Genomic DNA, 20,355 nt, shown 5'->3' on the forward strand with positions numbered 1-20,355 from the left:
AAAAACCCAACCGCCTGATTTAATTTCCCGTACCCAGACCCGTCAACAATTAGCATTTTATAACCATGGCGCGCTAACGACTTCCTGCGGTCAAAATGGTACATTTCATTCAGTGTTGATAAAGAGCAAGGTATTATGACCTCCAGACTCCCGCCGCTTATTGCGGTAATTGGCAGTGATGGCTCCGGAAAGTCTACTGTCTGCGAACATCTGATTGTCCATGTCAAAAAATATGGTCCTGCGGTAAGGGTTCACCTCGGTAAACAGGCCGGTAATGTCGGACGCGCCGTTTCACAACTGCCATTAATGGGCAAATCCTTCGAACGTGCTATCGAGCGCAATACCAAAAAAGTCAAAACGAAAAAGACCAAACTGGGTCTGTTGCCGTCGGTGGTGATAATGACCTTTGTCGTTCGCCGTTTATTACGTTTTCGCCGCATGCTGGCTTATCGTCGACAAGGGCTGATGGTCTTAACCGACCGTTTTCCTCAGGCGCAAATTCCCGGTGCCTATGACGGAACGGTGTTCCCGCCAGACACCAAAGGCAACGGCCTGGTAAAATGGATGGCCGGGCGCGAGCGTTCTGCCTTCAGGTGGATGGCCGCACATAAGCCAGACCTGGTGATCAAACTGAATGTTGATCTCGATGTGGCCTGTGCACGTAAGCCCGATCACCGCCGCGAACAACTCAGCAAAAAAGTGGCTGCCACACCGCTACTGACTTTTGAAGGCGCACAGCTGGTTGATATTGATGCCAATAAACCTGTCGATCAGGTGATTGCCGCGGCGGAAATAGCTATCGCTGAATTCATGGCCGCCCAGGGTTATGTGCCGGTTTATGAAGGTGAGTCGGTCGCCCACTCGCAATAACCTCCGCTTTCATCCTGCATTCCCTGCTCATGCATGAGCAGGGAATGCGCGGTTACTTTTTCAGTTCCGCAAACGCCTGAATGATTTTATCGATCTCTTCATCACTGTGTGCCGCATTGACGCTACAGCGCAGCAGCGTGACGCCAGACGGCGCCGCCGGCGGCAGAACCAGGTTGACGTAAACCCCTTTCGCTATCAGATCGCGCCAGAAATTCAGGCCATCTTCTTTCGAGCCGATCATCACCGGCACCACCGGACTGATCCGTGGCCCCAGCTCATAACCAATCTGCGCCAGCCCGTTATAAAGACGGTTGGCATTGCTCCACAGCTTTTTGCGTAACTCAGGCTGCTGCGCGATTTTCTGCAGGGAGGCACGCACCGAAGCAATGCTGGATGGCGAAGGTGACGCGGTGAAAATATAGGGGCGACTGCTGTAGCGCAGCACGTCCATGGCTTTACTGCCCACGGCAAAGCCACCAATCGAGGCCAGGCTTTTGCTGAAGGTGCCGAGGATAATATCGACCTCTTCTTCCACACCCAGCTCTTCGGCCAGACCGCGACCGTTTTCGCCCATCACGCCGAAGGAATGGGCTTCGTCGACCAGCAAATACCCGCCAAACCGGCGCTTGATATCGACAATTTCCACCAGTGGAGCCACGTCGCCGAGCATGCTGTAAATGCCTTCGACGATGATGATCGCCTCTTTTGCCCGTTCGCCCAGACGGACCATCCGGCGTTCCAGATCGTTAGCATCGTTGTGACGGAAACGGATAATTTCAGCGCCGCCCAACGCACAGGCATCATAAATACTGGCGTGGCTGTCGGCATCAATCAGCACCACCGCGCCAGGGCCCGCAAGGGTGCTGATGACGGCGAGGTTAGCGGTATAGCCCGTGGAGAAAACGATGGCACAGGGGCGGTTGAAAAAGGTCGCCAGCTCCTGCTCCAGTGCAAGGTGTGAACCGTAGCTGCCGTTTGCCATACGCGAGCCGGTAGTGCCGGTTCCCTGCAGGGCTAAAGCGGCCTGACCATCAGCAATGGCCTGCGCATCAAAGGTCAGTCCAAGGTAATTGTTGGTTCCGGCCAGCACAATTTTCTGGTCGCCAATGCGCCCTTCCGTCGCGGAGTAAATCTCATCGATACAGGTTCCAAAAGGATTCAGTCCGGACGTCTGGAATTGCTCACGCTCACCCGCGAGGCGTGAAAACTTATCATACAGACCCATTGGCGCTCTCCAGGTGAGGTTGCAGCGCGACAAGCAATTGCTCAGGCGTTCTGACATCCAGCAGAATATTAATCGGAATAGAAATATCCAGCTTGTCTTCCAGCATCATCAGCAAATCCAGCACTCTGATGGATTCCAGGCCAAGATCGTTAACGAGATCGCTGTCCGGCCTGACCTCCACCCCGCCCTTAACGATGTCCTGTAAGCAGGTAAGAATATAATCCATCACTTCGTCGCGATTTAGCATAAGAACGTTGAAAACCTCTACTCGTAAGAATTAAAACAGTCTTTCACGCAGCGCGCGTTCCAGACTGACCTCTGGAAACCAGTGAATGGTTTCGGATAAAGATGTGTTGCTTGCCGACCAGTCCTGATGGGTTAATTCGCGGATTTTGCTGTGCGTCAGCATCGGCTCTGTTCTGGCCAGCCGGTTCCACAACATACTGACGTCGGCGAAGAATTTAAGCGCTGGCAACGGCACGCCCAGCAACCGCACCGGACCTCCGCGCACCGCTGAACCGATCGCCTTCAATCGCAGCCAGTTGTATCCGCCCTGCACGCCATCACAGAGTTCGCAGGTTTGCGTCTCCGGCACGTCGGCTACCAGCCACTGGCTGACGGCTTCGGCAAGATCGCTGACGTGCAGAAACGAGAGCTTCGCTTCGGGCGAGCCCAGCCGGGGAAGCACGCCGCGTAACAGCCAGTCAAAAACCGGTTTCAGCTCTTTATCACCCGGCCCGTAAACCGCCGTCGGGCGAAATATGCCCAGAGACATGCCAACGGCCATTGAGGTCAGCTCGCGCTCGGCGACAAATTTCGATCGCGCATACCAGGACAGCTGAGGATGACGGGCTGCCAGAGACGACAGGAACAGGAATCGCTTACAGCTGCCGCTTAACCGGGCCGCCTGCATCAGGCCGACGCTGCCGTTAACATTGCATTGGGTGAAGGTATCTTGCGAACTGCCCCGTACCTGCCCAGCACAATGCACAACGCAGGTCGCCCCGCGCACCAGTTCCCAGAGTGAAGCCTGGTCTTCCAGCGAGCCCTGGATCCACACCAGATTGTCATCGGTGGAGGGTTGCGGCGTGCGGGTTAAGGCCCGCACCCTGAAGCCCCGCGACAGCAGATTCCCGACGATGTGTTTCCCAATGAAACCCGTTGCGCCCGTCACTGCGACCGTGGTGCTCATCAGGCCAGCCCAGCCAGCTGCACAGCAGGATAAAGGGCGGCGGATAACCAGCGCTTTTTGGCTTCTGCTCGCGCCGGTTTACCCGAGGAAGTGCGTGGAATACTGTGAGGCGGCAAAAGTTCGATATCCACCGCCACGCCGAATTCGCTTTGAATGCTGGCCGACAGCGAGTGAACAATTTGCTCACGGCGTTCCTCAGAGCCGATCCGGCACTGGATCTGCAATATAATTCTGGCGCCCTCGCCGTGCTCTTCGGTGACAAACGCAATTGCATCGCCGGCGTGAATTTCCGGCTCCGCTTCGGCAACGTATTCAATATCCTGCGGCCAGATATTACGGCCACGAATAATAATTAAGTCTTTCTTGCGGCCGGTGACGTAAAGGTTTCCGCCTGACAGATAACCCAAATCGCCGGTATCCATCCAGCCCGTCGCCTTGATCATTTGCTGCGAGACATCGTCGCGGAAATAACCGTTCATCAGGCTGGGGCCGGCGATATAAATATGCCCGACCTGATGTTCCGGCAACACCGATCCATTCTCACTGCGAATATCAATGCGATGACCAGGCAACGCCTTGCCGCAATTCACAAATGAGGAGGTGGCCAGGGTATTTTTGCCTGGCGCGACGGCGCGGCCTTCGTATTCCAGCACTTCGCGGTCGATCTCATGAATTTGCGCACCGGCGTTCTCTTCCGAGAAACTCACCGCGAGGGTGTTCTCAGCTAAGCCGTAGCAAGGCATAAAAGCGTCAGGGTCGAAATGAAGATCGCTGAAATGCTCCCCGAACTGCTTAAGCAGCTCGGCAGGAATAGGTTCCGCGCCGACGCCGGCCACGCGCCAGCTGGAAAGATCCAGCCCGGCCAGCTCTTTCATGTTGCTGCGACGCAGGCACAGATCGTAGCCAAAAGGTGGCGCGACGGTGACCGTGCCACGGTTTTTATCGATCAGCTTTAACCACTGTAAAGGCCGCATGGCGAAATCTTGCGTCCGCAGATAATCCACTGAAAGCTGCGTCGCCACTGGCGTTAGCAGAAAACCGACCAGCCCCATATCGTGATAAAACGGCAGCCAGGACACGCAGCGGTCGCCAGCGCGTAATTTAATGCCGTCATGGCTGATAACCTGCAGATTGGCCATCACGGAACGCTGGGTAATAATCACGCCGCGCGGGAAACGCGTGCTGCCGGAGGTATATTGCAGGTAGGCAATATCGTCGGCGGACGGTTTTGTTAACGCAATATCCCGTTCCGGCAGGGCATTGAATTCGGCATTGCTGAGAATATGCGGAGGCGGTGCATTCTCTGTGGCTGAGCTGATTAACGGCACCCACTCGTCACTGCTAATAATCGCCGCCGGCGCGCAGCTGGAAATCAATCCTTTCAGCTTGACGATATACGACGCCCGCTGGCCGATGCCCATCGGAATGGCCAACGGAACCGCGACTAAGCCGGCATACTGGCAGGCAAAGAACGCTTCGACAAAACCGACGCTGGTCTCTGCGATCAGCGCAACGCGGTCGCCTTTTTTCAGATCCAGCGACAGCAAACGACGAGCGCCGCTTATCGCCCGCTCTTTGAGCGTCCGGTATTCCAGCACGGAAACCAGTTGATTACGCCGGTCGTAGAAGTTCATTCCTGTGCTCCCCTGGGCGGCGTAATCTAACGCCTCCACCAGAGAGCCAAAATCGGCATAGCGCATAGGAAGAGAGTGAGTTGAGCGTGTTTCAGACATAGACAAATCAGCCATAGATTCAAATCACCAAATGCGACAGGCAGGGTTGGCGAGAGAGTTGAAGTTTTATTATGAAATTTTTTTATAATCCGTTATTTAACTCTTTTTTATTCCGCCATTAGCTTCGCAGGCAGTTTTGCATTCGCAAACCACCCATTACTAAAGAAAAAGAGTCTCACTGGCATTCATATTCAGGATGCCAGGGTATATTCCAGCACCTTCACATGTTCATTACTGAACCTAAACACTTCATAAACAGTAGCCGGAAGCCGGTTAAAAGTGAATAGCTGATTCACGATGATTATGACAAAAGCATTAAGTGATAAAAAATAGCCGCACTCCAGCAAAAGAAACTCAGTAGACTAAAAACGCTCACGGGTCTTTACAAAACTAATAGCACGAAAGCGCAAAAGCATAAATTGCTTAACCAGTAAAGGATGGACTCTGCCAATAATTTCATAAGCACGTAATGTTCAAAATAATACTGACCAGCGTGAATCCGGATCCTTATTAACAAATAATGCTTTTGCCATCAAACGCATCAGTATTCAGTTCTGTTTATTCATCGCGTTAAGCACTCAATATTGCCTGCCAGATAGCCACGGGCTTCTTCGAACAGACGAAAATAATTAAAGGTTTTTTATGATTCACATTGAAAAAGTCGCTGACAAGCGCGATCTGAAGGCATTTATCGCTTTTCCCTCCTCACTGTACCGCGACGATCCCAACTGGATTGATCCGCTGTTTATTGAGCGTGAGGAGCATCTTTCAAAGAAAAACCCAAGCGTTGAACATATTGAGTGGCAGGCGTTTCTGGCGAAAAAAGACGGTAAGGTTGTCGGGAGAATTACTGCGCAAATCGACAGTCTGCATCGTGAACGTTATGGCCAGGATACCGGGCATTTCGGCATGATTGATGCGATTGACGATCCGGCGGTTTTCGAGGCGTTATTCGCGGCCGCCGAAGCCTGGCTGAAGTCCAAAGGGGCGGTAAAGATTACCGGCCCTTTCAGCATGAATATCAACCAGGAAAGCGGCTTATTAATCGAGGGATTTGATACGCCGCCTTCTGCTCTGATGACGCACGGCAAACCCTATTACGCTAATTACCTTGAACAGCAAGGCTATGCACAAGGCATTGATCTGTTGGCCTATTTGATGAAACGCACCGATCTGCATTTTGAACCTTCGCTGACTAAGCTGATGTCTCAGATGAGAAAAAAGGCGAGCATTCGTCGCCTTAATCGTAAGAAGTTTGCCGAAGAAATGCAGGTGCTGCGGGAAATCTTCAACTCCGGTTGGCAGAATAACTGGGGGTTTGTGCCCTTCACGGAACACGAATTCGCCACCATGGGCGATCAGCTGAAATATCTGGTGCCTGACGACATGATTTATATCGCCGAAGTGGATTCGGTGCCCTGCGCATTTATCGTTGGCCTGCCAAATATTAACGAGGCTATCGCTGGCTTAGAGGGCCGTCTATTCCCCTTCGGCTGGGCAAAACTGTTATGGCGACTGAAGGTCAGCGGCGTGCGCACAGCGCGGGTGCCATTGATGGGGGTTCGCCATGATTTCCAGTTCAGTCGGATGGGGCCAATTATGGCGCTGTTGCTGATTGAGGCGTTACGAGATCCCTTTGCAAAACGCAATATTGATGCGCTGGAGATGTCGTGGAGCCTGGAATCCAACACCGGCATGCGAACGATTCTGGAGCGCATTGGTGCGGTGCCCTATAAGCGCTATCGCCTGTTTGAAAAGACGCTCTGAGCCATCTGCAGACGCTATTTACCGTCGACTCTCGCGGCGGTGTTGCTTACCCGCAGCCGGCCATGTGGCACTGTACTGTAAGTGAATATCGCCGCGAGATGATTAATTAAAATAATTAATCATTAAAAGCCCCAAATAACTCACCTGACGTTATTAATTGGGTAGGTTAATTCAAACTCATTTATAAGAGTAAACGCATGTCCTTTGAAAAGAAAAAAGGCATCAATCGCTTCATCAGCAGCGTCAATAATTCCTGGGAAGGTTTGAAAGATGCCATCTTCACCGAGGATGCTTTTCGCCAACTCATCATCATTAACGCATTCTTACTAATCATTACATTTTTTTTGGACATCACAAAAACAGAAAGACTGCTGTTAATTGCCACCTGCTTTATTTTGCTGATCGTGGAATTGTTGAATACCGCCATTGAAACGGTGGTTGATCGTATCTCTTTAGAGATTCATCCCCTCTCTAAACGCGCCAAAGATATTGGCGGTGCGGCACAGTTAGTCGCCGTGGTGATGACAATCATCATTTGGCTGAGCGTTATCTTTTAGCGATTAATACCCTAAAAGCGCAGAAAAAATCCGGCACATGGCCGGATTCTTCTTAACAGTGCACTCGCGACTTAAAAGCGGTAGCCAACACCCACATTAAATCCATTCACTGCGTAATCCGTAACGCCGTCTGTGACTCTTGAACCCTCATAACCCACGTCGATGGTGAGATTATTCCATGGGTTGATTTGCACACCCGCGCCATACATCAGGTTGGTAGATTTATTGTCACTCGTACTGCTTGAATTTCCCAAGCCAAACTTTTCCAAGTCATAGCTGTAATTAACTTTGTTATAGTTCACGCCAACTAAACCATAGAGACTGAAAAAATCATTGATACGATATGCCGGGCCGACGGCTAAAGAATAATACTTTACATCAACTTCTGGATAGATAGTATTATTGACGTTTGAATAATGACCGTCATTACTGCCATTCAAATAGGTAAATGAGGTTATGATACTGAGAGGAGAGTTCCACTCGTAGCGATATTTCGCATTAACCCCCTGGATGTTTTTAAAATCCTGTACTTTGCTTTGCGCATATCCCAGGGTGATGGTGTGGTCTGCGGCGTGCACAACAGTCGCGGTACTAATGGCAGTTAAAATAGCCAGAGAGATAATCGTTGTTTTCATAAATCATCCTTAATTAATAAAAATTGTGCTCATCATTCCTTTCAGGAATATTAATGCGGGGTTCTCTTACCGGGAACTTTACTTCCCGTTGTAGAAACCGCCTGGGTCAACCCCACCCAATCCCCGGGCAGCCGAACTGTGGAACTTAGCCGTTGTAGTGTCAAGGCTTTTTGTTTGGTCATGGATATTGGCTAATAGAAGTAACAACCTCTTAACCAAGTGGTATTAAAAAATGCCAAAAGTTTAAAATTTTATTACTTTAAAAAAACTAAGTAAGGCAAGACCCGCCCCCCGACACCTCCTGTATAAGAACCAACTTTTATTCCGTGTAAACATCCTGCGAGGTGATAACAAACCCTTCCCCAAAGAGCCAAAGTAGTAATGAGAAAAAAACCTTTCCTATAACAGAAACAACAATTATAAAAACCACAGTGGCAACTAAGTTAAACAATGATTGAATCACCCTGAGATTAAGATCATTTTTCATTTACCTCTCCTGATTTTTTGCGTGCCTTCTCAGCAGCTTTTGCGCTCCCCTCTGAAATTGCTTAAGCTCCAATATTTCCTATGCTACGGGGAATTTTCTCGGTAGCATTTGCTCAGAGATCCCCAGTTGTCCTTCAACTTCGGTATATTTTAAAAGCTCAGGATTAAACTTAGGATTCCAACCGCCTGTCACCCATTTCCGATGGTGATAACGTTTGTCCAGCCAGCCACAATTGAGTTTACCGGGTTCACCGTACCATCATCGGCGTACTGAGCAACTGTGTTAAACCCTGCACCCAGCGTCCACATCGCCTGTGCTGGCGCAGTTAAGATGCCACGCCTCCAGTTGCCAACGCGCCAGCAATCGCTTTATTAACCGCCTCACCACGCTGGCAGCTGGCTGATGTTGGATTATCTGAACAGGACAGCACATCCTTACCGTGTTCTTGTACAAACTTCGCCTGCGACTGCTCATTCCCAGCCATTAGATTATTCTCCACCGTCGTCTTGCCCGACTGGGCTGCAGATACAGCATCCGCTCTGCTGTCTCCGATCAACCCGCCTGAAAGACCTGCGGCCAGCGTTGCCAGCGCGCTTACCGTCTGCCTTTCCGATTCCGTCAGCTCGCTGGCCGGCTTGCAGGTCGGAGCCCTTCACCGTCAGGTTACTGCCGGCGCTACTGCCCAGTGTGCTGATGCTATTGTATAATCAAATTGAGCAATATCCTGGAGCAGCAGATTTTTAACAGTAATTGTTAATCAGCTTTACTAAGCAAAGGCTACATATGTCAACTAGCAGGCTTGGTTGGTAAAATCCCAACAACATGGACTGAAATTGATGTGAAGATCAGTCAGGGTCTGATGGAGGAGTTTTTCCCGAATTATATTTGTCGATCAAGTTAAAAACTAATGTAGCTAAAGTTATCGCCGTTCCTGCAATGCCTCCAAAAAGAATAGCTCGCGTTATTTGTCCATCAGGAATCAAAAAATATCCATTTTTAATATATGCAATGAGCGAAGCTCCAGCTCCAAGCACAAAACAAAAAAACATACAGAAAACACAAGAATACACTAGCATTTTGATATAGGGGATCATTTTGAAACTTCCTTTTCTTTTTCAGAGGTATTTTGCGGATTCGCTCTAATGAATAAATCTCTCGAATAACCACCTAAAAATTCTGTGCCGAGTGAGCCTATTGTATCAAATATGAATCCTGGAGCATCTTTTCCTGTCACTGAGTTCACTACCCCCGGCATATATTGACCGAATATCCCACCGGCCCATGCCCCGGCGGCTGAACTACCTACAGCCAAGGCATCTGGTCCATCAGTGAATACAGATCCTGCTGCTGCAATGCCTACGTTCTTCCAGATATCTCGACCAGGTGCAAGTGCGCCAGTAACGGCTGCCGAGGCACTCCCCCAGTAATCCCAGCTATTATTTTCATTACCTGGCTGGCTAAGATCGAACCATTGATAAGTACCATTAGCAATCTCCGCTATTGTAGCACCTGCCACAACTTTACCAATACTTGCTGCCGGGCCTAAATAAGCTGATCCGGCAATAAGCACGCCATCTTTATATCCCTCAACAATGGCCTTGGTAATATTTGCGCCTTCCGGTAAATCACCTTTCGCATTCTCAATAAGCGCCGTGTTAATTACTTCCGTGGTTGCACCGGCATCAATCATTGAGCTTCCCAGCGAAGCCGCTGCCTGACCGTAACTGCCCAGACAACCGGGTAGTGAAAGATTGTTGTTCTCGGACGAATTCTTACCTGCCTGCGCATTTGCCACAGCATTACCGGTGCTGTCACCAACAATGCCGCCTGCAAGGCCCGCTGCTAGCGTTCCCAGTGCACTGATGGTCTGTCGTTGTTCTTCCGTAAGATCTTTGCGGTCGATCCCCGGATAAAGCTGCTGCGCGATATACTCGCCGGTTGTCGCGCCTGCGGCTCCGGCAAGCGCTGAGTTGCCCTGTGCCTGAGCAACCACCGCACCCAGCACGGCATGCGCCATCAGGTTCGCTTCGGTGTTGACCTTGCCTGACGCGTCCGTGGTCATATTATGGATTTGTTCAGCAAGGTAAGGACTCGCCGCGCCACTTACCGCCTGCGCGATATTCCCGCCCGCAAGCCCCTGTATGGCAGCCGTAGCTGCGCCGATCCCCTGTTGCAAACTACTGCCGGTGCCATAGGGTGCCATCGCCGTGTTATAAGCCTGTTTTGCAACATCTTCATCCGTATATGGCTTACCGGAAGCGGCCAGCTTGTCTCTGGCTGCCTCAAGCGCGGCCGGATCGTTCTTGGCTCTCTCTCCGGCAATCTGCCCCTGCGTCCGTGCGATATCCCCGACTTGTGCACCGATTTGACCAATTAGCTGGGCTTCCTTCAGGCGCTGCTGCTCTTTCTCTTTATCGAAGATTTTTCCTAGCCCAGCATTCGCATTCTTAGTATCGCGACTGATATCCGCCACGCTTTGCTGCTGACCTTGCGGATCGCGAATGACAATCGTGCCTTCACTGACCGCCGATTTGGTCGTTGAGCTGTCGCTTCCGCTGCGGTTGGCACCGGTCAGCAGGTTATTCGCCGCATTTCCCGCAAACTGTGTCCCCATACTGCCGCCGCTGCTGACGCCCACGCTCTGGTGCTGAACCTTATATTCGGCCTCGTTTTTTATGTCGCTCCAGCCCAGCGTGCCGGTATCCAGCCTGTTTTTATCCGCGTCTGCCGATGAGTCCATCACCGCACCGTTCAGCTGCGTGTGTTCGCCGACGGTCACGTCAAAGCCGCCGCTGCCGGCAAATATTCCGGTCTGCTCCTGCACCGAGCGCCAGGTGCTGTGCATTTTATCCTGACTGAGGCTGACCGTGCCGCTGCCGCCGCCCATGCTGACGCTGCCGCCCGCGCTGGCGTTCTGCTGCTTCGAGTCGTAATTGTCGCTGTCCTGCTCGCTGGTCATCGTCAGGTTGCGGCCGACCTCGAGAGCCACCTTCTCGCCACTGACCTGCGCACCGGTCAGCGTGGTGTCCCGGCCGCTGACAATGTTGAGATTATTACCGGCGCTGACGGTGGTTTCATTGTGGGTGGTGCCGTTACCGCTTTCGCTGCCTCTTCCGGCATTGACGCTGGCGTTCAGCGACAGTCCGTTGGCACCCTGACCAAAGTTGATGCCGACGCCAACGGAGGCTCCCTGGCTCTTGTTTTTTCCCTCCAGCTTCTGGCTGTCCTGCGAAGAAATCAGGTTCAGGTCACGCGCCGCGCTCAGGCTTGCATCCCCGCCCGCCTGCAGCTTGCTGCCCTGAATGTTGATGTCGGTCTTGCTGGCGGTAATGCTCAGATTATTGCCGGCCGTCAGCTGGCTGCCCTGGTGTTGGTTCTGCGTCATCGTCTGTTCAGATTTTGACGACTGGCTGCCATACGACAGGTTAACCCCCACCAGGCTTCCCGCACTTCCCCCGGCCTCCGCCAGTGACGCCCCCTGATAAGCCTGAACCCCGGTCAGTGCAGCCTGCATCCCCTTGAGCACCGCAAGCCGTCCGCTGGTTTCACTGCCGGCATCGGTTGCCATGGTCACCGCCGAATTGATTGCGCTGCCCACCACGCCCGACAGCGCCAGCGTCAGGCCGCTCTGCTTCTGCTCCACGGTGTGCTTCTGCGTGCTCTGATTTTCGGCCGCGAGGATATTCACCTCGCTGCCGCTCAGAGTCAGATCCTGAGCGGCCAGCAGGTCAGAGCCTTTCACCGTCAGGGTGTTGCCGGCGGTCAGGCTGACATTGCCGTTGGTGCTGCCCACCGTGCTGCCCGCGCTGCTGTGGGATAACGCATCGTCGGTCACCTTCAGTGAGCTGCTGCCGGCCGTGAAGCCGATGCCTCCGGTGCCGGACAGCCCGCTTTTGGTTTCTTTATACTGGTGATTTTCCTGCCGCATTTCTTCTGCGGTGGTGAGGGTCAGATCGCGGCCTGCCGACAGCGCCACGTCATTGGTACCAACAACATTGCTGCCGCTTAGCGTCAGATCGCGCCCCGCCTGCAGCGACACGCTGTCGCCGCTGAAGCTGCTACCGATCGCGGTCTGACTCTGCACCTCGTCGTGAGTGGTGACCGATTTCCGCGACAGCAACCCGCCGCTGCTCTGGTGGCTGTCTTCCGTCAGGTGGTAAGTCGCATTGCTGCTGGTCAGATTAAGGTCGTTGCCCGCCACCGCGCTGAGGCTGTCCTGCGCGGTAACCGCCGCCGCGCGCGCGTTAAGGTCGTTGCCAGCCAGCAGCGACACGTCGCCGCCGCCGTTAATCTGGCTGCCCACCTCCGTGCTCTGCGTCAGGCTGCGTGAATTGCCGCCGCCCCAGTCGCCGCTTTCGCTGCCCGTGGTGGTCAGGGTGTTCAGGTTGAGGTCGTGCCCGGCAATAATCTGCGTCTGGCTGCCCGCGCCAGCGTTACTGATTTGCGCCGCGGTCAGGTTGATATCATTCATCGCCTGCAGGCCGAGCGTGCCGTTTTCACCCTGCACGTAAATGCCCGCCGGACGGTCAAAGGTGATGTTACCCGTGCTGCCGCCCAGCGTGCTGATGCTGTTAAGGTCGCGCCCGGCAATGGCGGTCAGGTTACTGCCGCCCTGCAGCGTGCCGCCAATGTTGTTGATGTCGGTGCGGGCCCGCAGGTCAACCTTATCACCGCCGATAAAGCCGCTGTTATTCAGGTTATCCGCCGTCAGTTGGGTCACCGTCCGGCCGGTAATGTGCCCGCTGTTGGTCAGATCGTTGCTGACTGCAAGCGACACGTCGTTGCCCGACAGCAGCGCACCGCTGCCGTCCAGGTCGCCCGGCTTCACGCGGGCATACAGCTGCGGCACCAGAACCTGTTGCGTGCTGCCGTCCGGTAGGCTAACCGTCTGCGTCACCAGCCAGACCATATCGCTGGTCAACAGGGCCATCTGCTGCGCCGACAGCGCCACGCCTGGCGTCAGGCTGTATGTTTTGCCAAAGAGCACGCCGGCGTCCATCAACGCCCGGTACTGCGCCTCGTCATTGCTGTAGCCGTTCAGATAGCGGTTGCCCGTCAGCGCAATGACCTGCCTGCGGATCAGCTGCTGCTCGTAGTAACCATCGCCCAGACGGCGCAGCACGTTATTCGGATCCTGGGTGAACTGGTTCTGCATATAGTCGCTGCCGAGCCACTGTTTCTGGTTGGTGAAGCGTGGATCGGTCTCCACCAGATAACCAACGTTACTGTCAGGATGTAGCTGGAACAGGCTGTTGTCCGGCAGTTTCGTGTCCGGCGCTATCGCGCGGATGGTGCTGTTATCGCTGCCTGGCTGAACAATTTCCATGATTTGCCCTGGCGGCAGCGTAACGGGTGTCTGCCCTGCCGGGGCAGACACGGCGCCAGGATCGACAACCGTCACCGTGATGCCTGCGGGCTGTCGGCTGGCGGTGGAGGTCCCGCTACCGTTCACCGGCTCATTGCCCTGCCAGGCCAGGGTTAGCAAATCAATGGTCTGCACGACAGGCTCCGGATCATATTCACTGCTGTCTTTACCCTGCGAGGTTTTGGTTGGGCCTAACGGTTGTCGTGTCTTTTTGGCATACCAGCGGGTCTGCGTGCCGGTATCGGTGATCACCCGCTCCCCGGTGGTGGCGATGTTATTCAGCTCGCCAATCGCACCGCCGAGCAGCCCCCCGGCGACGATACGGCTGTCATGATTATTGACCTGGCTGCTGTTGATGGTCAGGTTGCCGCCGGCAATAATCTGCCCCGGATCGCTTTCCGTCACCTGGGTTTCGGTGATAGTGCGGTCGTACTGGTATTCGTAAAAGGTCCCGCCACTGCTGCCGTCAGGCATTATCGCCTGACGCACGCCATATTGGTTTGAGTTGCTGGTATCAATGTCCGCCCAGTCATACCGGGTGATTGCACCGCTGAGCACCGCTTCATGATGCGAAGACTGCTCCACCACCACCGTATCGGTTACCAGATTATCGTTGATGTTGTCGATCTGCCCGATATCGAGGGCCATGTTTCCGGCCGACTCCAGCATAGCGCTGTGGTTGTTGAACACTGAGGCCTGGCCGGTCGCCTTCCAGCTGCCGTTCAGCAGGCCGCCGATGGCGAGGTCGCCACCGCTGTAAATCAGACCGTGGTCGCGGTTGTTCAGCGTCTGCACGCCGATATCCAGCCGGTCGCGCGCGGCGATGGTGGCCGCCGTGCCGTTTTCCGCCTGGTTGGTCAGCGTGCCGGTTTGCAGCGCGATATGGTCACCGTACAGACGGCCGCTGCCAATGTTGTTCAGTGACGCCGAAACGATATGCGTCAGGCCGCCGTCCAGCAATCCACGGTTGGTGACGTTACCGCTAATCAGCAAGTGATTTTCGCCGGCGCTGATTTCTGCCGACTGCCGGTTATTCAGGCTGCCGGCGTTCAGCGTTAAGGTTCCGCCCGCCTGAATCAGCGACTGATTCACCAGCCCGCCGCCGCCCAGGTTGAAGGTCATATCGCCATTGGCAATCACCTGGCCCTGGTTGAAAAAGGCCTGCTGCAGCACCAGCGTCATCGCGTTCTGCGACAGCACCCGGCCATCGCCGCCCAGCGCATCGGCACTGAGGTTCAGCGCGTTGCCGGCAATCAGCGTGCCGCCGGTGTTGGTCAGCGTCAGGGTGTTCGCGCCATTGACCGCCAGCGTCCCGCCGGACGATAGCAGGCCGCTGCTGTTGTTCAGCGTGCTGCCGGTATTCAGCGCCAGCAGCTCGCTGGCCCGCACGGCGCCGGCGCTGTTATCCACCGTGGCGCTGTTGAGGGTGACCGACTGGCCTTCAATACCGGTATGGTCTGACTGCGTGTGGCGGTTGGTCAGCCTGCCGCTGGAGAGCGCCAGGCTTTTGCCGCTGCGGATCAGTCCGGCGGTGTTATCAAGATCCGCGCCTGCCGTGGCGATCAGCGCGTTACCGACCACCTGAAGCTGTCCGCCGGCGTTATTCAGCGCGCCGGTCAGCAACTGCGCGTCGCCCGTGGCGGCTATCACGCCGCTGCCGTTATCCAGCTGCTGTCCCTCGGTGTTCAGGCTTAATGCGCCCGAGCTAATCAGCTGTCCCGCGCCGTTAAGCAATGCGCCAGTCAGCAGCGTTAGCGTCTGGCCCGCGGTGAACAGGCCGCTGCCGTTTTTCAGGGTGTTGCCCCGGGTGTTCAGCGACAGCGCCGTACCGGCCTGGACCACACCACGCTGATTATTCATCGCGTTGCTGGTGAGGGTAAGCCCGGCATCGCTGGCGAGGGTGCCGTCCTGATTGCTGAGGCTGAGCCCGGTCAGCGTGGCATCGTCCGCCGCACCAATAAATCCGGCGGCGTTATCGATGTCTCCGGCGCGCAGCACCAGCGTGCTGCGGCTGAGAATGCCGCCATTGCTGCCGCTGTCGCGGTTACTCAGCGCGCCCGCGCCGGTATCCAGCGTCATCGCGCCGTCGGACTGCAGCAGGCCGCCGTCATTATTCAGCCCGTTGCTGTTAACCGACAACGCAGCACCCGCCGCAATCACGCCCTGCTGATTGTCGAGGCCGTCGCTAAGCAGCGTGAACTCCCCGACCACCGAGAGTTTTCCGCTGTGGTTAGTCAGGCTGCCGGCGCTCAGGTTGAGGTGGCCGCCGGAGGCGATGCTGCCGCCCTGGTTATCCAGCGCGCCCTCGACGGTCACCGTCAGCGGCCCGCTGCCGGTTTGCCGCATTGTTCCCTGACGGTGGGACAAGGCGGTAGCCGTAACCGTGAGGCTGCCGGCCTGCGTGATGGCATTATCCAGTACCAGCCGCCCGCTGTTCAGGCTCAGGCTGCCCTGGGTACGAAGCGACCCCGCAGATCCGTTCATCTCGCCGGTGGCGATCGACAGCTCGCCGTCCCCCAGATGCAGCAGCGAGCCCTGCTGGTTAGTGAAACTGGCGCCGTTGAGGGTGAGGTTTTTGGCGTTAGCGCCCAGGGTGCCCTGCGTGTTATCAATGCCGTCGGCAAACGACAGGGTCAGATCGCTTTGCCCCAGCTGCTGGAGCAGGCCCTGCTGATTGTTCAGCGAACGCGCGATCAGCGTCAGTGTGTCTGCAGATACCTTGCCGCCGCTGTTATTCAGGCCACCCGTGGCGGTGGCGGTTAAGCCATGAGTCGCCTCCAGGGTGGCACTGGCTGTACTGATATCACCCGCGCTGGCCTGAAGCACAATCTCGCTGCCGTGGGTCTGGCTGCCGCTGAAGTTGACCGTCGTCCCTTTTGCCGTGAGCCGTCCTGCCGCCACCGCCTTGCCGTTGACCGTCAGTTCGCCCCGGCTGTTCAGCGCTAAATCTCCGGCTGCGGCCTTGCTGCCGTCGCTGTTAATTCCGGCGCCCAGCGCTCCGTCTGCATCGCTGCGGATGGCCGCCGCGTTCAGTGTGGTCTGCTTACCGGCGGCGACTGAACCACTGTTGCTCAGCAGGCCAGCGGACTGGACATCGGTGTTGACCGCCGCGTACATTTTGCCGCTGTTAGCCACGCCGCCCTGCGAGGCAAGCCGCAGATTTTCTGCGGCGTTGAGGGTGCCGCGATTGGTGATGCTGCCGTCCGCGTTGACAACCACGTCACCCGCCGACGCGCCGATATTTCCGGCGTTGTGCACGCCGACGCCTTTTTCGGTGCCCAGCAGGCGGATTTTACTGGCGTACATGCCGCCGAGGGCCGCCACGTCGATGGCCACAACCGGCGACACGCTACCGTCCGCCGCTTTCGCCGTCACCTCGTTGTGTTGCGCACCAACGCGATTACGCCCCGCCGTCACCTTCAGATCACTGGCCCAAATCCCGGCGTTGACGCTTACCGCACGGGCAATCAGATCGGTGCTGTCCTGCAGGCCGCTGTCGAGCCCCGCCCCTTTCACCACAATCTGACCTTTGTCGACCTCATAGCCGGCGATCAGGCCATTTTTCATCTGCGGCTGGCCGGTAGTCAGCGTCGCGCGGTTGGCGTTGATAAAGCCGCAGCCGTCACAGGTAATACCGGACGGATTAGCGATCACCACCTGCGCTTTTTTACCGGCAACCTCCACGTAACCGTTGAGCAGACTGGGATTGCGCGAATTCACTTCGTTGAGGATCACGCTGGCCTCGCCGCGTGCCAGCCACGGGTTGCCGGTGACCATGCCGGCCAGCTGTGACTGCGTGTTGGCATGTGAGTTATTCAGCACCACGCCGTGTTTATTCACGTCAAACTGGCTGTAAACGTTGCGGGAAACCCCGCCCGCGCTCGGCGTCTGGATATTGATCTGCGGCGTGCCGTTAGCAGCGTTAATGATGGTCGCCTGCTGGCTGCCGGGTGCGCTGCGGTCGGCCACCACGCCCGCCTGGGTTGACAGGGTGACGCAACCCAGTGCCAGCAGTAGCGCGAACTGCAGTGGAGACAGGACGCTGACGCGGCGGCGCAGCGTCTGGCCGAGGCCGGAAGATGGGGAAGAGGAAGAACGGCCGGAAGCGGCGATATCGGCCACCACCATCAGCATGCCGCGCGCTTTATTAAACACGATACGAAAAAGGTTCTTATTCATCACAGTATCCTTACTGTTATTCGGCGCCTGCGGCAGTTAGCGATTCCGGCCCTGCACGGGGTTAAAACTGAGTGTTGAGGTTAAAACCGAGTGACAGCGGATCGGTTTTAAAGCCATCAGGTTTGGAGAACGGCACGGCGGCGAACAGGTCGTAGCCAATACTGAAGGCCGCGCCGCGCACGCCAATGGCTCCGCCGGCCAGATGGTTGCCCACCAGGTACTGCGTGCCGTTGCCGCCCACTTCGCCGTAATCCACGCCCAGATAAATCTCCTGCGACGGCAGCGGCGTAAACCAGCCGATATCATTGCGCACAAACCAGCCGCGATCGGCATTCAGGCTGCGCTCGCCATCAAAGCCGCGCACCGACCAGCGCCCGCCGATGGCAAACTGATCCTGCGGCGTCAGCAGGGTATTGCTGACCTGCCGTTGATACTGCACGTTGTAATGGAAGCGCTGGCTGGCGAGGGAAAACGGCACGTCCAGCTGGGCGTTGAGCTGCAGGATTTTCGACAGCGCGGTGGCATCGCCAAAATATTCTTCCGGGGCCGGCATCGCGCCGAACCAGCGGGTACCGCGCTGATAGCTGACGTCAGCATCAAGCATTGATTGCCCGATGTAGTGACGGTGCTGCAAGCCGATGCGCCATGCCGAGGTGCGACGGCGCTGAACCTCCACCTCGGTGTCGTTGATAAAGTTTTTCGACTCTTTTGCCAGCACGTCGTAAGTGACGGTGGTTTTCTGGCTGCTGCTGCGGTGCAGCACCCGGCTGAGCTGGAAATCCAGGTTCTGGCTTTGGCCGCTGTAGCGGTAGTCCTGATTCAGTCCGGCCACCGTCTGGTGATAGTCGTAGCTGTTGGCGGTCACGCCCGCCGTCCAGTAGCCGAACGGCACGGAATAGTGGCCGGTCAGGTTGCGGGTGCCCTTGCCGCCGTGTTTTTCCAGGCTGCTGCTGCCGGAGAGATAGAAGAGATCGCTGAGCGAGAACGGATTATCCAGCGACAGGGTTAAGCCGCCCTGATAGCGCCCGGTGCTGCGGGTGCCGGCGTCGTCCAGCGATGCGCCGACGCGCCACATTTTTGTCTGCTGCCAGCTAAGCTGCACGTCGCTTTCGCCCGGCTGCTCGCCGGGCACAATCTCCATGCTGGCCTGCACCGTCGGCAGCCGCTGCAAGTTTTCCAGCCCCTGCTCAATGTCGCGTAAATCAAGCAGATTGCCGGCATGGGCCGGGAAGGCAGCGTACAGCGAAACGTAGCGGTCGCTGCCCGGCGTCAGGACCACCTTGCGCACCTTGCCGGGCACAATCACCAGCTTTAGCTCGCCGCTGGTCAGATCCTGGGCCGGTGCCAGCACCCGCGTGGTGATATAGCCATGATCGATTAGGCGGTTCTGCAGCGCGCTCATCAGCAGGTTAATGCCCTGACCGCCGAGGCACTGACCGGTGGCCTGACGGGTGATGAGCCGCAGCGGCAGCCAGTGCGGTAAGACGTCTTTGCCGCTGAGCACCACCTTATCGATTGGAAAACAGGGGTTTTCCTGTGGAAACTGAATGCGGCTGAAGCTGGACGCAGGCGGCGAGAGGCGCACGTCGGGTGTAGGCGGTGTGAGCTGCTGCTCCAGCGCTTTTTGCCGCTGCTGTTGCAGAACAAGCGGTTCATCGCCAGGCGCGGCGAGGGTGTCATTTGGCCCAAAAAAAACAGAGAAAATCGCCAATAGCACCGCGTAGCGGCTGCAGGTTAAACGCGGGCAATGTAATGACATATAACAATCCTTGTTATAGAAAAATTATCTGACCCGCAGATTCCTTCCAGGGGCCCTGGTTAACGCCTGATGAGACATTGACCTCTTGATATCACTGGTACTAATCGCTCACACAATAAGCACAGGTGAACGGGAACGCAACGATATTTAAGCTAAATTTCGCGGCCTCAGTCTTATCCTAAAGAGTCAGCCGCAGCGTCCTAATCCACAGTTTCAGACGTTTATTGGGGACTAATAGAAGCAATTAAACAGCGGTTTTCGAAACAGGTTTAAAAATTAAAAGATCGCGAATCTGACCATGATTAAAACCGTGAAATAATACCCTTACGAAAATATTGATCAAAAGCTGTACAGTCTGGTATAAGTGCTCAAGCCGATTTTAGCGTCAGCCTCTCAGCCTTAACTTATTCTATTCATTGAAATATTTTATACGCGGATTGAGATAAGAACGCCTTTTACTTCATAATTAATTCATACATAAAGTGTTCTAAAAGGAAATAGAATGATGCTAAAGTGTTTCCGTCATCCACAGAAATGCCACCAGGCGACGACTTTTCCTAACGATTATTTGACTTAAATCTCTCAT

13 protein-coding genes are annotated in these 20,355 nt (G+C 55.4%); 3 read left to right on the plus strand and 10 right to left on the minus strand.

What is annotated here, in order from left to right:
• Positions 1 to 135: 135 nt before the first annotated feature.
• Complete coding sequence (locus E2F51_RS02995) at positions 136 to 870, plus strand: thymidylate kinase (protein WP_134822698.1); 735 nt, start codon at positions 136 to 138, stop codon at positions 868 to 870.
• Positions 871 to 922: 52 nt separating this feature from the next.
• Here the strand turns inward: E2F51_RS02995 and E2F51_RS03000 are convergent, their stop codons facing one another.
• The 4 genes from E2F51_RS03000 to E2F51_RS03015 are packed head-to-tail and all read right to left on the minus strand — an operon-like array spanning position 923 to position 5,020.
• Positions 923 to 2,095 (minus strand): pyridoxal phosphate-dependent aminotransferase family protein, encoded by a 1,173-nt coding sequence (locus E2F51_RS03000; protein ID WP_013203729.1) that lies wholly within the window; start codon positions 2,093 to 2,095, stop codon positions 923 to 925.
• On the minus strand, positions 2,082 to 2,342 hold the full coding sequence (locus tag E2F51_RS03005; protein WP_134822699.1) for an acyl carrier protein: 261 nt from the start codon (positions 2,340 to 2,342) through the stop codon (positions 2,082 to 2,084). The genes E2F51_RS03000 and E2F51_RS03005 overlap by 14 nt, the downstream gene beginning before the upstream one ends.
• A gap of 30 nt (positions 2,343 to 2,372) precedes the next feature.
• Positions 2,373 to 3,287, minus strand: a complete 915-nt coding sequence (locus E2F51_RS03010; RefSeq protein WP_134822700.1) for an NAD(P)-dependent oxidoreductase — start codon at positions 3,285 to 3,287, stop codon at positions 2,373 to 2,375.
• The gene (locus tag E2F51_RS03015) at positions 3,287 to 5,020 is read right to left on the minus strand and encodes a fatty acyl-AMP ligase (protein WP_013203732.1); all 1,734 of its coding nucleotides are present in this window, start codon (positions 5,018 to 5,020) and stop codon (positions 3,287 to 3,289) included. Before E2F51_RS03015 ends, E2F51_RS03010 begins: the two co-directional genes overlap by 1 nt.
• A gap of 642 nt (positions 5,021 to 5,662) precedes the next feature.
• Between E2F51_RS03015 and E2F51_RS03020 the strand changes: the two genes are divergently transcribed.
• Together E2F51_RS03020 and E2F51_RS03025 are read left to right on the plus strand one after the other, a co-directional pair.
• Positions 5,663 to 6,787: an N-acetyltransferase gene (locus E2F51_RS03020; protein ID WP_134822701.1), complete on the plus strand. Its 1,125-nt coding sequence runs from the start codon at positions 5,663 to 5,665 to the stop codon at positions 6,785 to 6,787.
• 197 nt (positions 6,788 to 6,984) lie between these two features.
• Complete coding sequence (locus E2F51_RS03025) at positions 6,985 to 7,344, plus strand: diacylglycerol kinase (RefSeq protein ID WP_013203735.1); 360 nt, start codon at positions 6,985 to 6,987, stop codon at positions 7,342 to 7,344.
• Positions 7,345 to 7,415: 71 nt separating this feature from the next.
• Here E2F51_RS03025 and E2F51_RS03030 read toward each other — a convergent pair whose 3' ends face one another.
• The 6 genes from E2F51_RS03030 to E2F51_RS03050 all read right to left on the minus strand — a co-directional run bounded on the left by E2F51_RS03030 (position 7,416) and on the right by E2F51_RS03050 (position 19,769).
• Positions 7,416 to 7,979: an Ail/Lom family outer membrane beta-barrel protein gene (locus tag E2F51_RS03030; protein ID WP_134822702.1), complete on the minus strand. Its 564-nt coding sequence runs from the start codon at positions 7,977 to 7,979 to the stop codon at positions 7,416 to 7,418.
• 319 nt (positions 7,980 to 8,298) lie between these two features.
• Positions 8,299 to 8,466 carry a hypothetical protein gene (locus E2F51_RS23780; protein WP_157868034.1) on the minus strand — a complete coding sequence of 56 codons (168 nt, stop codon included), beginning with the start codon at positions 8,464 to 8,466 and terminating at the stop codon, positions 8,299 to 8,301.
• A 325-nt stretch (positions 8,467 to 8,791) separates the two neighbouring features.
• The gene (locus E2F51_RS24010) at positions 8,792 to 9,088 is read right to left on the minus strand and encodes a VENN motif pre-toxin domain-containing protein (protein ID WP_371732174.1); all 297 of its coding nucleotides are present in this window, start codon (positions 9,086 to 9,088) and stop codon (positions 8,792 to 8,794) included.
• A gap of 223 nt (positions 9,089 to 9,311) precedes the next feature.
• On the minus strand, positions 9,312 to 9,560 hold the full coding sequence (locus E2F51_RS03040) for a hypothetical protein (protein ID WP_134822703.1): 249 nt from the start codon (positions 9,558 to 9,560) through the stop codon (positions 9,312 to 9,314).
• Positions 9,557 to 18,010 carry a hemagglutinin repeat-containing protein gene (locus tag E2F51_RS03045; RefSeq protein ID WP_134822704.1) on the minus strand — a complete coding sequence of 2,818 codons (8,454 nt, stop codon included), beginning with the start codon at positions 18,008 to 18,010 and terminating at the stop codon, positions 9,557 to 9,559. Before E2F51_RS03045 ends, E2F51_RS03040 begins: the two co-directional genes overlap by 4 nt.
• Positions 18,011 to 18,071: 61 nt before the next feature.
• The gene (locus tag E2F51_RS03050; RefSeq protein ID WP_134822705.1) at positions 18,072 to 19,769 is read right to left on the minus strand and encodes a ShlB/FhaC/HecB family hemolysin secretion/activation protein; all 1,698 of its coding nucleotides are present in this window, start codon (positions 19,767 to 19,769) and stop codon (positions 18,072 to 18,074) included.
• Positions 19,770 to 20,355: the final 586 nt, after the last annotated feature.

It is taken from the genome of Erwinia sp. QL-Z3 (assembly GCF_004551645.1).
In the GTDB taxonomy this organism is placed as follows: domain Bacteria; phylum Pseudomonadota; class Gammaproteobacteria; order Enterobacterales; family Enterobacteriaceae; genus Erwinia; species Erwinia billingiae.